Origin of the sequence: Microbacterium marinum (assembly GCF_014204835.1) — a bacterium.
Classification (GTDB): domain Bacteria; phylum Actinomycetota; class Actinomycetes; order Actinomycetales; family Microbacteriaceae; genus Microbacterium; species Microbacterium marinum.
In genome coordinates, this window is sequence record NZ_JACHMD010000001.1 from 1061749 (window position 1) to 1078906 (window position 17158).

Annotated in this window: 15 protein-coding genes; 4 read left to right on the plus strand and 11 right to left on the minus strand. The window is 70.5% G+C overall.

Annotation, left to right across the window (positions count from 1 at the left end; genetic code table 11):
- Positions 1-6: 6 nt before the first annotated feature.
- Genes BKA24_RS05105 through BKA24_RS05120 form a run of 4 tightly spaced genes read right to left on the minus strand, consistent with a single transcriptional unit; the run spans position 7 to position 3856 of the window.
- On the minus strand, positions 7-1572 hold the full coding sequence (locus BKA24_RS05105; protein ID WP_184215800.1) for a PTS mannitol transporter subunit IIBC: 1566 nt from the start codon (positions 1570-1572) through the stop codon (positions 7-9).
- 4 nt (positions 1573-1576) lie between these two features.
- A complete protein-coding gene (gene ptsP, locus BKA24_RS05110; RefSeq protein WP_184215802.1) occupies positions 1577-3244 on the minus strand; it encodes a phosphoenolpyruvate--protein phosphotransferase in 1668 nt (555 codons plus the stop codon).
- Between the two features lie 7 nt (positions 3245-3251).
- On the minus strand, positions 3252-3527 hold the full coding sequence (locus tag BKA24_RS05115) for an HPr family phosphocarrier protein (protein WP_184215804.1): 276 nt from the start codon (positions 3525-3527) through the stop codon (positions 3252-3254).
- Entirely contained in the window at positions 3524-3856 is a 333-nt protein-coding gene (locus BKA24_RS05120) for a PTS sugar transporter subunit IIB (protein WP_184215806.1), read from the minus strand. The genes BKA24_RS05115 and BKA24_RS05120 overlap by 4 nt, the downstream gene beginning before the upstream one ends.
- A 114-nt stretch (positions 3857-3970) precedes the next feature.
- On the opposite strand from BKA24_RS05120, the gene BKA24_RS05125 reads away from it, so the two are divergent.
- The gene (locus tag BKA24_RS05125; RefSeq protein ID WP_184215808.1) at positions 3971-5893 is read left to right on the plus strand and encodes a BglG family transcription antiterminator; all 1923 of its coding nucleotides are present in this window, start codon (positions 3971-3973) and stop codon (positions 5891-5893) included.
- Positions 5894-5914: 21 nt separating this feature from the next.
- Here the strand turns inward: BKA24_RS05125 and BKA24_RS05130 are convergent, their stop codons facing one another.
- From BKA24_RS05130 to BKA24_RS05140, 3 genes are read right to left on the minus strand one after another with little or no spacing between them, the layout of a single operon-like run.
- Positions 5915-6511: a GNAT family N-acetyltransferase gene (locus BKA24_RS05130; protein WP_184215810.1), complete on the minus strand. Its 597-nt coding sequence runs from the start codon at positions 6509-6511 to the stop codon at positions 5915-5917.
- Complete coding sequence (locus tag BKA24_RS05135) at positions 6508-8178, minus strand: phosphohexomutase domain-containing protein (protein ID WP_184215812.1); 1671 nt, start codon at positions 8176-8178, stop codon at positions 6508-6510. Before BKA24_RS05135 ends, BKA24_RS05130 begins: the two co-directional genes overlap by 4 nt.
- The gene (locus BKA24_RS05140; protein ID WP_184215814.1) at positions 8175-9005 is read right to left on the minus strand and encodes a purine-nucleoside phosphorylase; all 831 of its coding nucleotides are present in this window, start codon (positions 9003-9005) and stop codon (positions 8175-8177) included. Before BKA24_RS05140 ends, BKA24_RS05135 begins: the two co-directional genes overlap by 4 nt.
- A 68-nt stretch (positions 9006-9073) precedes the next feature.
- Here BKA24_RS05140 and BKA24_RS05145 point away from each other — a divergent pair, with 68 nt between their 5' ends.
- Positions 9074-10534, plus strand: a complete 1461-nt coding sequence (locus BKA24_RS05145) for an NAD(P)H-quinone dehydrogenase (protein WP_184215816.1) — start codon at positions 9074-9076, stop codon at positions 10532-10534.
- Between the two features lie 37 nt (positions 10535-10571).
- On the opposite strand, the gene BKA24_RS05150 is transcribed toward BKA24_RS05145, so the two are convergent.
- Positions 10572-10997 (minus strand): hypothetical protein, encoded by a 426-nt coding sequence (locus tag BKA24_RS05150; RefSeq protein WP_184215818.1) that lies wholly within the window; start codon positions 10995-10997, stop codon positions 10572-10574.
- A 1-nt stretch (position 10998) separates the two neighbouring features.
- On the opposite strand from BKA24_RS05150, the gene BKA24_RS05155 reads away from it, so the two are divergent.
- Positions 10999-12795, plus strand: coding sequence for an FG-GAP-like repeat-containing protein (locus BKA24_RS05155; RefSeq protein ID WP_184215821.1), 1797 nt, complete (start codon positions 10999-11001; stop codon positions 12793-12795).
- A 4-nt stretch (positions 12796-12799) separates the two neighbouring features.
- On the opposite strand, the gene BKA24_RS05160 is transcribed toward BKA24_RS05155, so the two are convergent.
- The 3 genes from BKA24_RS05160 to BKA24_RS05170 form a co-directional block, all read right to left on the minus strand.
- Complete coding sequence (locus BKA24_RS05160) at positions 12800-13273, minus strand: hypothetical protein (RefSeq protein WP_184215823.1); 474 nt, start codon at positions 13271-13273, stop codon at positions 12800-12802.
- Positions 13274-13314: 41 nt separating this feature from the next.
- Entirely contained in the window at positions 13315-15093 is a 1779-nt protein-coding gene (locus tag BKA24_RS05165; RefSeq protein WP_184215825.1) for an acetyl/propionyl/methylcrotonyl-CoA carboxylase subunit alpha, read from the minus strand.
- Between the two features lie 78 nt (positions 15094-15171).
- Entirely contained in the window at positions 15172-15822 is a 651-nt protein-coding gene (locus tag BKA24_RS05170; protein WP_184215827.1) for a Maf family protein, read from the minus strand.
- A gap of 51 nt (positions 15823-15873) precedes the next feature.
- Here BKA24_RS05170 and BKA24_RS05175 point away from each other — a divergent pair, with 51 nt between their 5' ends.
- On the plus strand, positions 15874-17139 hold the full coding sequence (locus tag BKA24_RS05175; RefSeq protein ID WP_184215829.1) for a class I SAM-dependent RNA methyltransferase: 1266 nt from the start codon (positions 15874-15876) through the stop codon (positions 17137-17139).
- The last annotated feature ends 19 nt before the right edge of the window (positions 17140-17158 follow it).

Below are 17158 nucleotides of genomic sequence, written 5' to 3' on the forward strand. Positions count from 1 at the left end.
TCCGCATCAGTTGTCGTGCTGGCGGCGCACCATCTCCACGACCTCGTCGTACTTCGGCGAGTTCATGAAGTTGTCGACCGAGATGTGCACGGCGTCCGGGTTCTGCCGCTTCGCGCGGTCGGTCAACTGCTGCTGGGTGATGACCAGGTCGGCGGTGCCGTCGAGGTTCGCGATCGCCTTGTTGACGACCGTGACGTCCTCGATGCCTGCCTTCTTGATCTTGTTGCGCAGGACGCTGGCGCCCATCGCGGAGGATCCCATGCCGGCGTCGCAGGCGAAGACGATCGAGCGGATCTCCTTCGCGTCGGTCGCGACGGCGCCCTCGGTGGATGCCGCAGCGGCAGCCGTGCCGGCACCGCCGAGCACGCTGGTCGCGGCGGACGCCTTGCCCTTGTTCGCCTCGTTGCGGGCGATCGCGTCGGCGAAGCCGCTCTGGCCGGCTTCCTCGCGGGCGAGGTCGCGCTTGCGACCGGCCAGGAGGATGACAGCAGCGACGGCGAAGGTGACACCGGCCGAGATGATGACCGACAGGATGACGCCGAGGTGGCTGCCCGGGGCGGTCTGGATGAGCACCGCGAAGATCGATCCGGGGGATGCCGCGGCGACGAGGCCGGACTGGAAGATCGCGTTCGTCGCGACGCCCGACGCGCCACCGGCGATGAGGGCGAGGATCAGGGCCGGCTTGGCGAGCACGTACGGGAAGTACACCTCGTGGATGCCACCCAGGAACTGGATGATCAGCGCACCGGGCGCGGTGGCACGTGCGGCACCCACACCGAAGAACGTGATCGCGAGCAGGAGACCGGCACCGGGGCCGGGGTTCGCCTCGACGAGGAACAGCAGGCTGCGACCGGTCTCGAGCGACTGCTGGCTGCCGAGCGGCGTGAACACGCCGTGGTTGATGGCGTTGTTGAGGAACAGCACCTTCGCCGGCTCGACGAGGATGCTCGCGAGTGGCAGCAGGCCGTTGTCGATGAGGAACCCGACCGCGCCACCGAGGGCGTTCGTGACGGCCTTCATGATCGGCGCGAGCCAGAAGAACGCGGCGAGGGCGGCGAAGAAGCCGACGAACCCGGCGCTGAAGTTGTCGACCAGCATCTCGAACCCGGCGCGGATCTTGCCCTCCCAGAGCTTCTCCACGTACTTCAGCGCGAGGGCGGCGAGCGGACCGATGATCATCGCGCCGAGGAACATGATCGTTCCGTTCGCGCCGACGATGACGCCCATCGCGGCGACGGCGCCGACGACGCCGCCACGGACACCGTGGACCATGCGGCCGCCGGTGTATGCGATGAGGGAGGGGAGCAGGTACGTGATGATCGGGCCGACGAGACCGACCCAGAGGGTGCCGTCGGCGGTCTCGCCGCCGCCGAGCATGCGGGAGTCGGCCCAGCGCCACGCTTCGACGGGGCCGTTCTGGCCGACCCATCCGGTGTCGATGAACAGGGCGGTGATGAGACCCCAGGCGATGAACGCCGCGATGTTCGGCATGACCATGCCGGAGAGGAACGTGCCGAATCGCTGAACGGCGACGCGGGCACCTCCTCGGGCGGGTGCAGACGTCGTTGTCATGTGATCAGTTCTCCTTCGGGTGTGCCGCAGCGTCTTGTGCTGCGGCGCGGGCGGATGCCGCATCGGATGCGGCGAGGGCTGCTTCGGCGATGCGCTGGGCGTCGTCGAGGCTGTGGTTCAGCAGGGTCGCCCGGACGTCGGCCAGCGCCGTCGGGGCCATGGAGAGGGTGGTGGCGCCGAGGCCGATGAGCACGACGGCCAGCAGCGGGTCGGCTGCGGCCTCACCGCAGATGCCGACCGGCTTGCTGTTGCGGGCGCCGCCGTCGGCGGTCGCCTTCACCAGCTGCAGGACCGCGGGGTGCCACGGGTCCTGGAACGAGGCGACCGAACCGAGCAGGCGGTCGGCGGCGAGCGTGTACTGGGTCAGGTCGTTCGTGCCGATCGAGGCGAAGTCGGCGTGCGCGAGCACCTTGTCGGCCAGCAGGGCCGAGGAGGGGACCTCGACCATGACGCCGGCGGTCTTGATGCCGTACTCCTTCGCGATCGTCACGAAGTACTCGGTCTCCTCGACGGTCGAGACCATGGGTGCCATGACCCAGAGGTCGGCGTCGGTCGCGGCATCCGCATTGGCGAGCGCGGTGAGCTGCTCGCGGAGGATGTCCTCGCTGGCGCGGAGGGCGCGGAGGCCGCGGAGGCCCAGCGCGGGGTTTTCCTCGTGAGCGTCGTTGAGGAACGCGAGCGGCTTGTCGGCACCGGCATCCAGCGCCCGGACCACGACCTTCTTGCCGGGGAAGGCGGCAAGCAGTTCGGTGTACGCCGTCGTCTGCTCCTCGACCGTGGGCGCCTGCGACGAGCTCAGGAACAGGAACTCGGTGCGGAACAGGCCGACGCCCTCCGCTCCGAGCTCGACGGCCTTCGCGGCGTCGGCGGGCTTGCCGAGGTTGGCCAGCAGCGGGACGGCGGTGCCGTCCGCAAGAGCCCCGGGGGTGATGGGCGCGTCGGCGGCGGCAGCGCGGTCGGCCTCGCGGCGCTCGGCCTGCGCGACCTCGTCGGCGGTCGGCTCGGTCGTGACGATGCCGGCGGCGGCGTCGACGATGACGGCGTCGCCGTCGGTGAGGCCGGATGCCGCGGTCACGCCGACCACGGCGACGATGGACTTCTCGCGGGCGAGGATCGCCGTGTGCGAGGTGGGTCCGCCCTCCGTGGTGACCAGTGCGAGCACCTTGTCGAGGTCGAGGAGCGCGGTGTCGGCGGGAGCGAGATCCTTCGCGACCAGGACGAACGGGTGGCCGGGGTCGGGAACGCCGGGCGCCGCGACACCGCGCAGACGGGCGATGACGCGCTGGGCGACGTCGTCGAGATCCGCTGCGCGCTCGCCGAGGTATCCGCCCATGGCGGCCAGGGAGTCACGGAACGACGCGAACGCGTCGTGGACGGCGAACTCGCCGGTCTTGCCGGCGGCCAGTCGCGAGGCCATCTCGTGCTCGAGCGCCGGGTCCTCGGCCATCATGGCCTGCGCCTCGAGCACTTCCTGCGCGGCGCCGCCGGCGGTCTCGCCGCGCTGTTCCAGCTCGCGGGCGACGGCGGCGATCGCCTCTTTCACGCGGGTCGTCTCCTCGTCGGCGCCGAGCGTGCTGGGCACGTCCTCCGGTGCCGGCAGCGGCTCGGCCATCCGCGCGATGGGGCCGTGGGCGATGCCCAGGCCGATTCCTACTCCTCGAAGCTCAGTCATGTATCCCTCAGGCGTCGTGGTCGGTGGTCAGAAGCTCGGTCAGTGCGTCGAGGACGTGCTCGGCGTTGTCGCCCTCTGCGGTGAGGGTGACGTAGTCCCCGTGCTCGGCGCCGAGGGAGATCACGCTCAGGATGCTCGCGGCGTTGACCGCGGCGCCGGAACCCTTCGCCACGGTCACGGCAGCGCCGGATTCCTTCGCCGCCTGAGCGAAGAGCTTCGCGGGGCGGGCGTGGAGACCGTTCGACGATCCGATCCTGACGGTGCGGGTGGCCTGGGAGCTCATCGGGGGGACCTTTGCGTCGTGGCAGCGGGGGTGACGGCCTCGTCCGCAAGGGAGAGGGCCCGGGAACCGTCCCGGTCGTCGAAGATGTCGTCCGGCATCAGTACGGCGTGGGCGCCTCGGGCGGCGGCGTCGTGCTGCACTCCGGCGAGTGCGAGACCCAGATGCGGACCGACCAGCACCACGTCGCCCGTGCCGACCTCCGCGGCAACCATGCCGGGAGTCCCTGCCATGACGACCACGTCCCGTGACTCCCGCTGTGCGGCAGTGCGCACCCGTTGGGCGACGAACGTGCTCGACGCGCCAGCGCCGCAGACGACGAGGATCTTCATCGATCCGCCTCCTTGTCTCCGTGCCATTCTCATCCGGCTCCCAGGAACGGGACAACCAGTCCTTCTTCCGCAGGGGAGGAAACCCCCGTCCGTGCCCGTGGAAGACTGGATTCCATGAGCCGGACGAGACAGGACCGCGTCATCGCGCTGCTGTCGCGCGACCCGGTCTGGCGCACCGCGGGCGAGCTCGCCGATCTGGTCGGCGTGACCCCGCGCAGCATCCGTTCGTATGTCGCCGCGCTGAATGCGCGCGTGCCGGGCGGGGATGCCGTGGAGTCCGGTCCCTCCGGTTATCGGGTGGGTCCTGGCGCGCCCGGCGCCCTCCAGGCCGCCTCGGCCGACGAGACCCCCCGTGAACGCCTCCACCGGCTCGTGCGCGAGATCCTCGATGCCGACGACGGGATCGACGTGTACGAGACCGCTCAGCGCTTCCACGTCAGCGAGGCGACCCTGGACGGCGACCTCGGTCGGGTCCGCGCTCTGCTGGGCGGCACGCAGCTCACCCTCGAGCGATCGGCGGCGCGCGTGCGCCTGTCGGGAACCGAGACGGCGCAGCGCCGTCTGCTGAGCCGGCTCGCGCACGAGGAGATGGAACAGGGGTCCTTCGACATCCGCACGCTCCGTCGCGTCCTGGGCGAGAAGACCTTCGACACGACGGCGCTCGTCGCCTTCAAGGCCGACCTCGTCGCCGGCCTCGGCGAGCTCGGCTACCTCGTCAACGAGTTCGGGATCGGCGACGTGATGATGCACATCGCGATCACGGCCGACCGGGCGAGCCGGGGTCATCGGCTCGACGATGCGCCCGCCGACGCCTCCGACACCCGGTCACGGATCGGAGACCTCGTCGAGCGCCAAGCCGCCGCCCACCTGGGCGTGCGACTCGGCGCGGGAGACCGAGACCACCTGGCAGCCCTCGTGCAGACACGGGTCGTCGCCCCCGGGGCAGCCGAACCCGATGCCGTCATCCGCGATCGTCTCGACGACGACGTCGAGGGCGCTGTGCGAACGGTCGTCGGCCGCGCGGCATCCGAGTTCCTCGTCGACATCGATCACGACGATTTCGTGCTCCGTCTCGCGCTCCACGTCCAGAACCTGCGACACCGGGCGCAAGAGCAGGCGTGGTCGCGCAACGCTCTCACCCGCTCGCTGAAGTCCAGCTACCCGATGATCTTCGAGGTCGCCGTGTACATCGCCGAGCAGCTGCGGGAGCTGATCGGGGCGCCGCTGTACGAGGATGAGATCGCCTACATCGCGATGCACGTCGGCGGCCGCCTGGAACGCTCCCGCAGAGCCGGTCGGCTGCTCACGGCGACACTCGTCTGCCCCGGCTACTACGAGATGCACGAGCTCCTCCACGCGAGCATCGACCGCGCACTCGGGCGCGAGATCGAGGTGGTAGCGGTGGAGACGAGAGCCGACCCGGACTGGCCGGCGATCGACACCGACCTCGTCCTGACGACGATCGACCCACCGGCGCCGGCCGATCGCATCGTCCGTATCCAGCCGTTCCTGACCGAGAACGACGTCGAACGCGTGCAGACGGCCGCCTCCCGCGCCCGGCGGGCACGTCGCCTCGCGGGGCTCCGGGCCGAGCTCGAGCGCTACTTCTCCGCGGACGCGTTCGTCGCGAGGCTCGATCCGGGGTCGGACGAGCATTCCACGATCCGTCAGCTGGGGGAGCTCCTCGTGCGACAGGGGGTGATCGGCGAGGACTACGTCGAACGGACCCTCGTCCGCGAGGAGATGTCGTCGACCGCGTTCACCGACGCGCTCGCCGTCCCGCACGCCCTCGGAATGACGGCGACCCGCACCGCGATTGCCGTCGGGCTCGCTGATCCGTCGGTGCGCTGGGGCGAGGGGCGGGTCCAGGTCGTCGCGATGGTCGCCTTCTCCGAGTCCGACCGGGAGGCGTTCCAGACGGTCTTCGAGCAGCTCGTCGAGGTGTTCAGCGAGCGCGACAGCGTCCAGCGGATCGTGCGGCGGGGAACGACGTTCGCGGCGTTCCTGGACGAGCTCGTGGCGGTCGTCGACGGCTGAGCCCGCGCCGCGCGATCGGCCTCAGCGGCGGCGCAGCGCCGCGTCAAGTCCGTTCCGGACTCCAGGCCACTCGTGGGGGAGGATTGAATACACGACGGTGTCGCGGAGCGTGCCATCGGAACTGATGCGGTCGTTCCGCAGGACGCCGTCGCGCCGGGCGCCCAAACGCTCGATCGCGGCCTGCGACTGGCGGTTGTGCCACGACGTGCGGAACTCGACCGCGATCGCGTCGCACGCCTCGAACGCGTGCTCGAGCAGCAGGCGCTTCGCTGCGGTGTTCACCCCGGTGCGCTGCACGGCGGGCGCCAGCCACGTGTATCCGATCTCGACGTGGCGGTTGGCCTGGTCGATGTTGCAGAACGTCGTCATGCCGACGGCGCGACCGTCCGCGACCACCGCCCACGGATTCATGCGGCCGGCGCGGTGCTCGGCGAGACGGCGCTCGATCTCCTCTGGAACGGATGCCGGGATCGCGGTGTACCAGGCATAGTCCAGGCCCTCGCGTGCGTCGGCGAGATCGGCGGCATGCGCGTTCGCCAGCGGCTCGAGCCGGACGTGGGAGTTCTCGAGGACGATCGTGTCGGTGAGCAGCACGCGGCGGGCCTTCGCGAGGGTCATGGGGCGGTGACGAGGACGCGCGCGCCGGCGTCGAGCGCGGCCAGGCGTGCCGCGGCATCCGTAGCGGAGTCACCGCGCACGTCGAGGTACGCCTTCAGTTTGGGCTCCGTGCCGCTCGGGCGCACGATCACCCGCGATCCGTCGGCGAGCCACAGGCGGAGCACGTCGCCCGACGGTTCGCCGGGAGCGGCGGCGAGCAGATCGTCGATGCGGTCCACGGCGACATCGCCGACCCGGGTGGGCGGAGCCGCGCGGAGCGTCGCCATGATGCGGCCGATGATCGATACGTCGTCGACGCGGATCGAGACCTGGCCGCTCGCGAAGAACCCGAACGTCTCGCTGAATCGGGCGAGGAGATCGGCGAGGGTCTCGCCCGACTCCCGCGCCTCGGCGATGAGACCCAGGATGGCGACCGCCGCGGAGATGCCGTCCTTGTCCCGGACCGTCTCGGGGTTCACGAGGTAGCCGAGTGCCTCCTCGAAACCGAAGACGAGCCCGGGTGCGCGGGAGATCCACTTGAAGCCCGTCAGGGTCGCGTGGAAGTCGAGTCCGTAGTGTTCCGCGACGGTCTGGAGCCCCGGCGACGAGACGAGCGAGCACGCGAGTGCGCCGCCGCGCGCCGTCCGCGCCGCGCGCCAGCCGAGGAGGAGGCCGACCTCGTTGCCGGTGAGCCGCCGCCACCCCTCGGGCGCCGCGGCATCCGGGATCGCGACGGCCAGACGATCGGCGTCGGGATCGTTCGCGAGGATGAATTCCGCCCCCACCCGTCGCGCGGTCGCGTAGGAAAGATCCATCGCGCCCGGTTCCTCGGGGTTCGGGAAGGCCACGGTCGGGAACCGGCCGTCCGGTTCGATCTGCTCGGCCACGACCGTGGGCAGGGGGTAGCCGGCCGTTTCGAGGATCCGCTGGAGGGTCTCGTAGCCGACGCCGTGCATCGCGGTGTACACCCACGGCATGCCGGCAGCGCCCGCCGGTGCCGGGGCGACGAGTGCGGTGGCGGCGACGTAGGCGTCGACGACGGACTCATCGGCGATCTCGTAGTCGTCCGACCGGGGGACGGCACCGAGGTCTGCCGCTTCGGCGACGGCGAGGATGTGGGCCGCGATCTCGGCGTCGGCGGGAGACACGATCTGGGAGCCCTCATCGGCTCCGCCGAGGTACACCTTGTATCCGTTGTCATCGGGCGGGTTGTGGGATGCCGTGACCATGACGCCCGCCGAGGCGCCGAAGTGCCGCACCGCGAAGGCGAGGACCGGAGTGGGCAGCAGTCGGGGGAGGAGGATCGCGCGGAGGCCAGCGCCGGCGAAGATCTCCGCGCTGTCACGGGCGAACACGTCGGAGTTGCGTCGGCCGTCGTAGCCGATCACCACCGAGGGCGTCCCTCCGGGAGTCGCTGCCCTGAGGTAGGCGGCGAACCCGGCCGCAGCCTGTCCGACGAGGACGCGGTTCATGCGGTTCGACCCGGCACCGAGGGCGCCGCGAAGACCCGCAGTGCCGAAAGCCAGCCGGGTGTCGAACCGGTCGTGCAGTTCGGCCACGGCGACGGCGTCGCCGGAGCGGGCGCGGTCGAGGAGCTCGGCCAGCTCGGTCCGGGTCGACTCGTCGGGGTCCTGCGCGAGCCAGGCCGCTGCGGCGGCGAGGACGCCCTCGTCGGCCGGGGCGCTCACAGGGCGCCGATCACACGGGCGAGGAGGTCGGAGATCACCGGTTCGGCTTCGCGTCCGGCGTCGATGACCTCCTGATGGCTGAGCGGGGTCGTCTGTATGCCCGCCGCCATGTTGGTGATCAGGGAGAACCCGAGGATCTCCATACCCGCCTGGCGCGCGGCGATCGCCTCGAGGGCGGTGGACATCCCCACGATGTGGCCGCCGATGGTCTTCGCCATCCGCACCTCGGCCGGCGTCTCGTACTGCGGGCCGCGGAACTGACAGTAGACGCCCTCGTCGAGCGTCGGGTCGACCCCGCGGGCGACGTCGCGCAGACGGGTCGAATACAGGTCGGTGAGGTCGATGAACGTGGCGCCTTCGAGGGGTGAGTCGCCCGTGAGATTGATGTGGTCGCTGATCAGCACCGGTTGCCCGGGCTTCCAGGTCGGCTTGATGCCGCCCGCACCGTTGGTGAGCACCATCGTGGTCGCGCCGGTCGCTGCGGCGGTGCGCACGCTGTGCACGACGCGGCGCGCACCATGGCCCTCGTAGTAGTGGGTGCGGGCCCCGATGACCAGGACCCGGCGATCCTCCGCCGTCAGGATGCTGCGGATCGACCCGACGTGTCCGGCGAGCGCCGGCTTGCTGAATCCCGTGACCTCGGTGGCGTCGATCGTCGCCGTCGTCTCGCCGATGAGTTCGGCCGCCTTCCCCCACCCGCTGCCGAGCGTGAGGGCGATGTCGTGCCGCTCCACGCCGGTCAGGCGTGCGATGTCGGCGGCGGCGGTGGCGGCCACCTCGAACGGGTCTGTCGAGGGGTCGTCGAGGGGATTGCGGAGATCGGACATGAGTCCACTTTAGGAAGGTCGGCATCCCGGAGCCAGATGGCCGCGCGGTCGGTGCTCGTGCTGGAAGAATGGTGACCATGTCTGTGAGCTTCGAGACCACCCAGACCGTCGCCATCCTCGGGGGCGGCCCCGGCGGGTACGAGGCGGCCCTCGCCGCCGCGCAGCTGGGTGCGGAGGTGACCCTCGTCGAGCGGGCGGGTGTCGGCGGGTCCGCTGTGATCACCGACGTGGTGCCCTCGAAGACGCTCATCGCCACGGCCGATGCCGCCGTCGCGATCCGAGGGGCGTCCGACCTCGGCGTCCAGCTGTTCGCCCGGGGCGACAGCGGCAAGCCGCTGAAGCCCGAGATCGCGATCAACCTGGCCGCGGTCAACAAGCGGCTGCTCTCCCTCGCCCGCCAGCAGTCGGACGACATGCGTGCGCAGCTCGTCGACGCTGGGGTCCGCATCATCTCCGGTCATGGTCGCCTCGACGGCGCGCACGGCGTCGTGGTGTCCACCGGTCCCGGCGGCACCGACTTCGACCGAGTGGAGGCGGACACCCTCGTCGTCTCGGTCGGCGCCTCCCCGCGTGAGCTGGACAGCGCGAAGCCCGACGGGGAGCGCATCCTCACCTGGACGCAGCTGTACAACATGAAGACCCTGCCCGAGCACCTGATCGTCGTCGGTTCCGGCGTGACGGGGGCGGAGTTCGCGGGTGCGTACATGAACCTCGGGTCTCGGGTCACCCTGATCTCCAGTCGCGACCAGGTCCTGCCGGGTGAGGACTCGGACGCGGCCGCGGTGATCGAGAAGGTCTTCACCCGCGGTGGCATGGAGGTGCTGTCGAAGTCGCGCGCCGAGAAGGTCGAGCGGACGGCGGACGGCGTCGTGGCCACGCTCTCGGACGGTCGGACAGTCGAGGGCAGCCACTGTCTCATGGCCGTCGGCTCCATCCCCAACACCGCGGGCATCGGGCTCGAGGACGCCGGTGTCCAGCTGACCGATTCGGGCCACATCCAGGTCAACCGCGTCGCACGGACGTCGGTGCCCAATATCTACGCCGCCGGCGACTGCACCACGTTCCTGCCGCTGGCGTCCGTGGCATCCATGCAGGGGCGGATGGCCGTTTTCCACGCCCTCGGCGACACCGTCATCCCGCTCGAGCGACACCGCGTGACGGCCAACATCTTCACCGCTCCCGAGATCGCGACGGTCGGGCGGCAGGAGCGCGACATCGAGTCGGGCGCCGTCAACGGCACTGTGCACAAGCTCCCGCTCGCCGCCAACGCCCGCGCGAAGATGATGGGCGTCAAGGACGGGTTCGTGAAGATCATCGCCCGCGAGGGCTCCGGCACCGTGATCGGCGGCGTGATCGTCGCCCCGCGCGCTTCCGAGCTGATCTACCCGATCGCGATCGCGGTGGAGCGGCGCCTCACCGTGGATCAGCTGTCTCGGGTGTTCGCCGTCTTCCCGTCGCTGTCGGGGAGCATCACGGATGCCACGCGGGCCATGCATCAGGTGGGTCGCGACGAGGACACATTCGCGTAGGTCGCGCAAGCCCCGTCAGCGCGGCATCCAGCCCGGGTTAGGGTGGTCTCGTCTGGGGAGACCGGAGGAATGTGGTGCCCAGAGCGAGTCGCAGGATCGTCGTGACCGGGCTCGTCGCGGTGCTGGTGGCCGCGCTCAGCGCCGGACCGGTGGAGCAGTCGGCTGTCGCGGCCGTCGCGCCGACACCGGATGCCACGCCGTCCCCGACCGCCACGGCATCGCCGTCGCAGACGCCCTCCCCGACGCCTGAGGCGCCCGATTCGGTCACGCCGACGCCGTCCGTCACACCGACGCCGTCCATCACACCGACGCCGTCCATCACACCGACTCCCGGGCCCACGCCGACCGAGCCGTCCCTCGGCCACGACCACGCGACCGACGGCCCGACCGAGCCGCTCACGCGGGAGCTGCCGCTGAACTCGCCGTCGGTCGTGGACCAGGCGGCATCGTCGGGGATGTCCACGATGCGACTGTCCGTCCCGGCGTACGGACCGCAGCCCGTCTTTCGTCTGCCCTATGCGCCGGGCCTGCGCTGGGGTGCGAGCGGCTCGCACGCCGACAGCGACGGCATCCACCGCGGTGCCGTCGATTTCGCACCGCTGAGTTCCTCGGACAAACGCGTACTCACCGTCGCGGCAGGCATGGTCTACCGGGTGCGATGCGGGGACGGCTGGTTCCTGGGCGTCGACCACGGTGGCGGATGGATGTCGGAGTACTACCACCTCACCAGCGCCCGCTCGAGCCTCGTCGGCACCTGGGTGGAGGCGGGAACCCGCCTCGGCTACGCCGGACAGACCCTGCCGTGCGGAGGCACTCCCGGCGCTCACCCTCACGTGCACCTGTCGATCCTCAACTCGGCGGTGGACGTACCCAGCGGCAAGCGGAAGTACGTCGCAGTCAACGGGGTTCAATTCGATAACTACACCCTCGAAGACGCGAGCGGCGCCTATGACGGTGCCTGGCGCAACCTCGCGGGAACGAAGGTACTGACTTCGCGCGGGGTGACCTGCTGTCTGCGCGCGTCGTCCCGCGTCGGACCCGACCCGACATGGTCGCCGCTCCTCGACACGGACGGGAACGGCGTTGACGATTACTCCGAAGCGACCGCACACGATACCGACCTCAACAGCGACGGGCTCCCCGATATCGTCGCGTTCGGCGGCAGCGGCGTCTACACCTCGCAGGGCAGTGGCCGCGCATTCACGGCTGCGCGACTCGCGAGCGGCTCATTCGGTGGGAGTAGCTGGACGCGGTCGACGCCGCGGCATTCGATCGACGTCAACAACGACGGCAGGCCTGATGCCGTCGGCTTCGGTTCTGCGGGCGTCCACGTCGCGATCGGCTCGAGCCAGGGGTATGGGACGACCCGGCTGTGGACGACCCATTACCGCAGCGGCAGCTCCTGGCGGGTCGGAGTCGAGCAGCGCGTGCTCGCCGACGTGACGGGCGACAGGCGTCCCGATATCGTCGCCTTCGGCGGTGCTGGGGTCTACGTCTCACGCAACACGGGGTCGTCGTTCGCGGCACCTGAGCAGTGGAGCACCGCCATGGGGACCTCGGCTGCCGCCGGCGGCTGGGTCGAGTCGCGGCATCCGCGTCACGTCCTGGATATGGACGGGGATGGACGCGCAGACCTCGTCGGGTTCCGGAACCAGGGCGTATACGTCGCACGGAACACCGGGAGTGGCTTCGCTGACCCGGTCCGCTGGTCGACGGGATTCGGGTTCGACAACGGGTGGAAGCGCGAGCCCACTCCGCGCCACCTGGTCGACGTCACCGGGGACGGCCGTCCGGATGTGGTCGGGTTCGGGTCGTCCGGTGTCTGGGTCGCCCGGAACACCGGGTCGACGTTCGCGGCGTCGGTACGGTGGACCACCTCTTTCCGGTCGGGGTCCGACGCCTGGCGGGGTGACCGGCACCCTCGCACCTTGGCCGACGTGAACGGCGACGGCCGACTCGACATCGTCGGATTCGGGACCGGCGGCACTGTGGTGTCGCTCAATCGGGGGACCTCGTTCGCGCCGGCGGCTCGATGGACGACGAGCTTCTCCTCGACCGAGTGGACGACGGCGTGGATGCCGCGGGCCGTGGTCGACGTCAACGGTGACGGCCGCGCCGATGTCGTCGGCTTCGCGCGTGACGGTGTGCAGGTCGCACTGAGCAGCGGATCGCGATTCGGTGCGCCGACGCACGCGGGGACCGCGTACGGCTGGGAGAAGGGGTGGCGGGTGCAGGGGCACCAGCGCTCCATCGCGCTCTGAGCGCCTACTCCCGCTCGATGACGAGCTCCTGGATCACGGTCGCGTGAAGGTAGGTCTCCGTGCTGGCCGTCGCCTGAATCTCGACGGCCGTGGTGGCTGCGGCATCCGCATCGATCTCGTGTACGCCGCGGTCGCAGGGGATGGCGGCGTCGGTCTTTCGGGTGACGCCGTCTTCGGAGGTGACCGCGAGCGTCACGTCTGCGATGAGGTCGTCGTCGTCGTCGCCGCCGAAGCAGCGCACGTCCACGCGCACGAGAACGACGCCGTCCTCGACGTCGAACCGGACACCGGCTTCGCCGCCGGGGCCGATCTTCATCATCCCGGTTCCGGCGGCACCCGGGCCGTCGGATTCGGCCGCGACGACCTCGTCGACCCACTCTTTGGCCTCATCGAGATCCACGGTCGGCCCGCTTGCGCACCCGCTGAGAGTGAACACCCCCGCGACGGCAGCGGCGATCAGCGCACGCGACAACCTCATGCTCACACGATAGGTGCGAGGGGGTCGGCCGTCAGCAGACCTCAGGAGATCGTGAGCAGGCGGTGACCTGCCGACACCGTCGATCCCGGTGTCGCGTCGATCGAGCCGACGACGCCGTCCTTGTGCGCCTGGATCGGCTGCTCCATCTTCATCGCCTCGAGCACGACGACGAGGTCTCCCTTGACGACCTGCTGCCCGTCCTCGACGGCGAGTTTGACGACGGTGGCCTGCATCGGGGATGCCACGGCGTCACCGCTCGCGCCGGCCATCGCCGTGGTCGCGTGCGACCGGCGAGACGGCGGGACCGCCGCGGGACGCCCGGCAGCGACCGGCTGAGCGATGCGGTCGGGGAGGCTTACCTCGAGTCGCTTGCCGGAGACCTCGACGACCACGGTGTGACGCGACTCGGGCTCGCTGAGCGGACCCGCTTCGCCGTCCCACGCGGGGATGTCGTTGTCGAACTCCGTCTCGATCCAGCGCGTGAACACACCGAAGACCCCGTCCGGGGCGGTGAACGCCTCATCGCGGACGACCTTGCGGTGGAAGGGGAGGACGGTCGGCATCCCCGCGACCTCGAACTCGTCGAGCGCGCGACGGGAGCGCTCGAGCGCCTCCTCGCGGGTGCGTCCGGTGACGATGAGCTTGCCGAGGAGCGAGTCGAACGCGCCCGAGACGCTGTCGCCTGCGGTGACGCCCGAGTCGAGGCGGACGCCCGGCCCGCCGAAGGTCTTGAAGACGTGGATGCTCCCGGGGGCGGGGAGGAAGCCGCGACCGGCGTCCTCGCCGTTGATGCGGAACTCGAACGAGTGCCCGACGGCCTCCGGGTCGTCGTAGTCGAGGGTGCCGCCCTCGGCGAGGCGGAACTGCTCGCGCACGAGGTCGATCCCGGTGACCTCCTCCGACACCGGGTGCTCCACCTGCAGTCGCGTGTTCACCTCGAGGAACGAGATCGTTCCGTCCGCGCCGATCAGGAACTCGCACGTCCCCGCCCCGACGTATCCGACCTCCTTGAGGATGGCCTTCGACGCGGTGTAGAGGATCTCGTTCTGCGCAGCCGTCAGGAACGGCGCGGGCGCCTCCTCGACGAGCTTCTGGTGGCGACGCTGCAGCGAGCAGTCGCGGGTCGAGACGACCACGACGTTGCCCGCGGCGTCTGCGAGGCACTGCGTCTCGACGTGGCGCGGCTTGTCGAGGTACTTCTCGACGAAGCACTCGCCGCGACCGAAGGCCGTGATCGCCTCACGGGTCGCCGATTCGAAGAGCTCCGCGACCTCGTCGAGCTCGCGGGCGACCTTCAGACCACGACCGCCGCCGCCGTATGCCGCCTTGATCGCGATCGGAAGGCCGAACTCCTCCGCGAAGGCGATGACCTCGTCGGCGCCCGAGACCGGCCCCGGCGTTCCGGGCGCGAGGGGTGCGCCGACCTTCTCGGCGACGTGGCGCGCGGTGACCTTGTCCCCGAGGGCCTCGATCGCCTCGGGGGAGGGCCCGATCCAGATGAGCCCTGCGCCGATGACGGCGCGGGCGAAGTCGGCGTTCTCGGCGAGGAATCCGTATCCGGGGTGCACGGCGTCCGCGCCCGAGCGGCGCGCCACCGAGAGGATCTTCTCGATCGACAGGTAGGTCTCCGCGCTGGTCGCCCCGCCCAAGGCGTAGGCCTCGTCGGCAAGGCGCGCGTGCATGGCGTCGCGATCCTGGTCGGCGTACACGGCGACCGACTGCTTGCCGGAGTCGCGTGCGGCGCGGATGATGCGCACCGCGATCTCCCCGCGGTTGGCGATCAGCACTTTCGAGATTCGAGTCGTCACGCTCTCAGGCATGGGTTCGAGCCTACCCAGGTGCGGGGCCTCTTCTTTGGATCACTCGCACAAGATCAGGCCGGAATCGTCTGGGGGAGTCTACGAACCCGGGGGCGTGCGCCACAGCGACGTCCATTCGACGTCGAGGCTTCGCACCAGGCGTCGCACCGTCGAGAGCGACATCCCCACGACGGTGGACGGGTCGCCCTCGACCCGCTCGATGAATGCGCCGCCGAGGCTGTCCACCGTGAAGGCGCCCGCAACGAGGAGCGGCTCGCCCGTCGCCACGTAGGCGTCGATCTCCGCATCGCTGACGTCGTCGGCGAAGGTGACGGATGCCGCGGCGACAGCGGTCGCCTCGAAGGGCTCGGCCCCGGGACGCACCCGGAAGACACTGTGCCCGGAGTGCAGCACCCCGGTGCGTCCGCGCATGGCGTGCCATCGTGCCCGCGCGGCATCCGCCGTGTACGGCTTGCCGAGGATCTCGCCGTCCAGCTCGAACATCGAGTCGCCGCCGATGACGATGCCGTCGAACTGCTCGCCGACCAGAGTCGCCGCCACGTCGGCGGCTTTGCGCCGTGCGAGCAGGAGCACATGCTCTGCGGGTGGCAGGGTGCGCCCTTCGCGCTGCTCGACCTCTGCGATCACGGCTTCCTCGTCGACCTGGGGTGCACGGGTGACGGGTTCGATCCCGACCTGCCGCATCAGCATCAGGCGAGCGGGCGACGTCGAGGCGAGGCAGACCTGCATGTGCCTACGCTAACCCGCGAGGCGCACGTACGGGTGTGACAGCATCGAAGGATGCAGCCCGGAGACCTCCTCGACCTCGACGTCACGGCCGTCGCCCACGGAGGCGTCTTCGTCGCCCGCCACGAGGGTCGCGTCGTCTTCCTTCCGGACGCGATACCCGGCGAACGGGTCCGGGTGCGTCTCACCGACACCCGGAAAGCGTCGTTCTGGCGAGGCGACGTCGTGGACGTGCTCACCCCCTCGCCGCATCGGCGCCCCCACATCTGGGCAGCCGCCGACGTCGGCGCCGCGCCGGAGGATCGCCCTGGAGGAGCCGACTTCGGTCACATCGAGCTGGCGCACCAGCGCGAACTGAAGGCGGACGTGCTGCGCGACGCGCTCGAGCGATTCGCTCGCACAGCGGTACCCGTGACGATAGAGCCCGCGGGCGGCGCCGACGCGGACGGCGAAAGCGCCGACGGCACGGGGTGGCGTACGCGGATCAGCCTCCACGTCGACGACGAGGGACGCGTGGGACCGTATGCCGCGCGCAGTCACCGCGTGATCCCCGTGACGGAGCACCCCCTGGCGACGGAGGCGATCGCCGCCGCGGCACTCGCACCGCGGCGGGCCACTCCCGGACGGCTCGACTTCGTGCAGCCGGCCGACGGTCGCGTTCGTGTCATCCCGCGGCCCGATTCCCGTGGCACAGGACGCGCGCCCGCGGATCCTTCCGCTCGGGAGGTCGTGGTCGAGACCGCCGGTGGCCGCGACTTCCGCGTCGACGCGGGAGGGTTCTGGCAGGTGCACCGCCTGGCAGCCGGAACGCTGCATGGTGCGGTGAGTCACGCGCTCACGGGTCTCGTCGATCCCGAGGCGGAGCACCTCGATCTCTATGGCGGCGTGGGTCTGCTTGCCACCGCCATCGCGGGTGTCGGCGGCGATTCCACCCGCGTGACGTCGGTGGAGTCCGATGCCCGCGCGACCGAGCACGCCGGCGAGAACCTCGCCGGGTGGATCGGCGCCCGCGCGGAGACCGGACGCGTGGAGTCGTGGCTCGCTGCGTTCGACGCCTCCGCATCACCGGCCCAGCGCGCCCGGCTGCGCGAGGGCGTGATCGTTCTCGATCCGCCGCGCGCCGGTGCCGGCAAGGATGTCGTGACGCGCCTGGCGGCGCTCTCGCCGGCTCGTATCGTGTACGTGGCGTGCGACCCCGTCGCCCTCGCCCGCGACCTCGGCACCTTCGCGGAGCTCGGCTACACCGCGCCGTCGGTGCGGGCGTTCGATCTCTTCCCGCACTCCCACCACGTCGAGGCCATCGCCGTCCTGTCGCGGTGACCTCACTCGATAGTCTGTG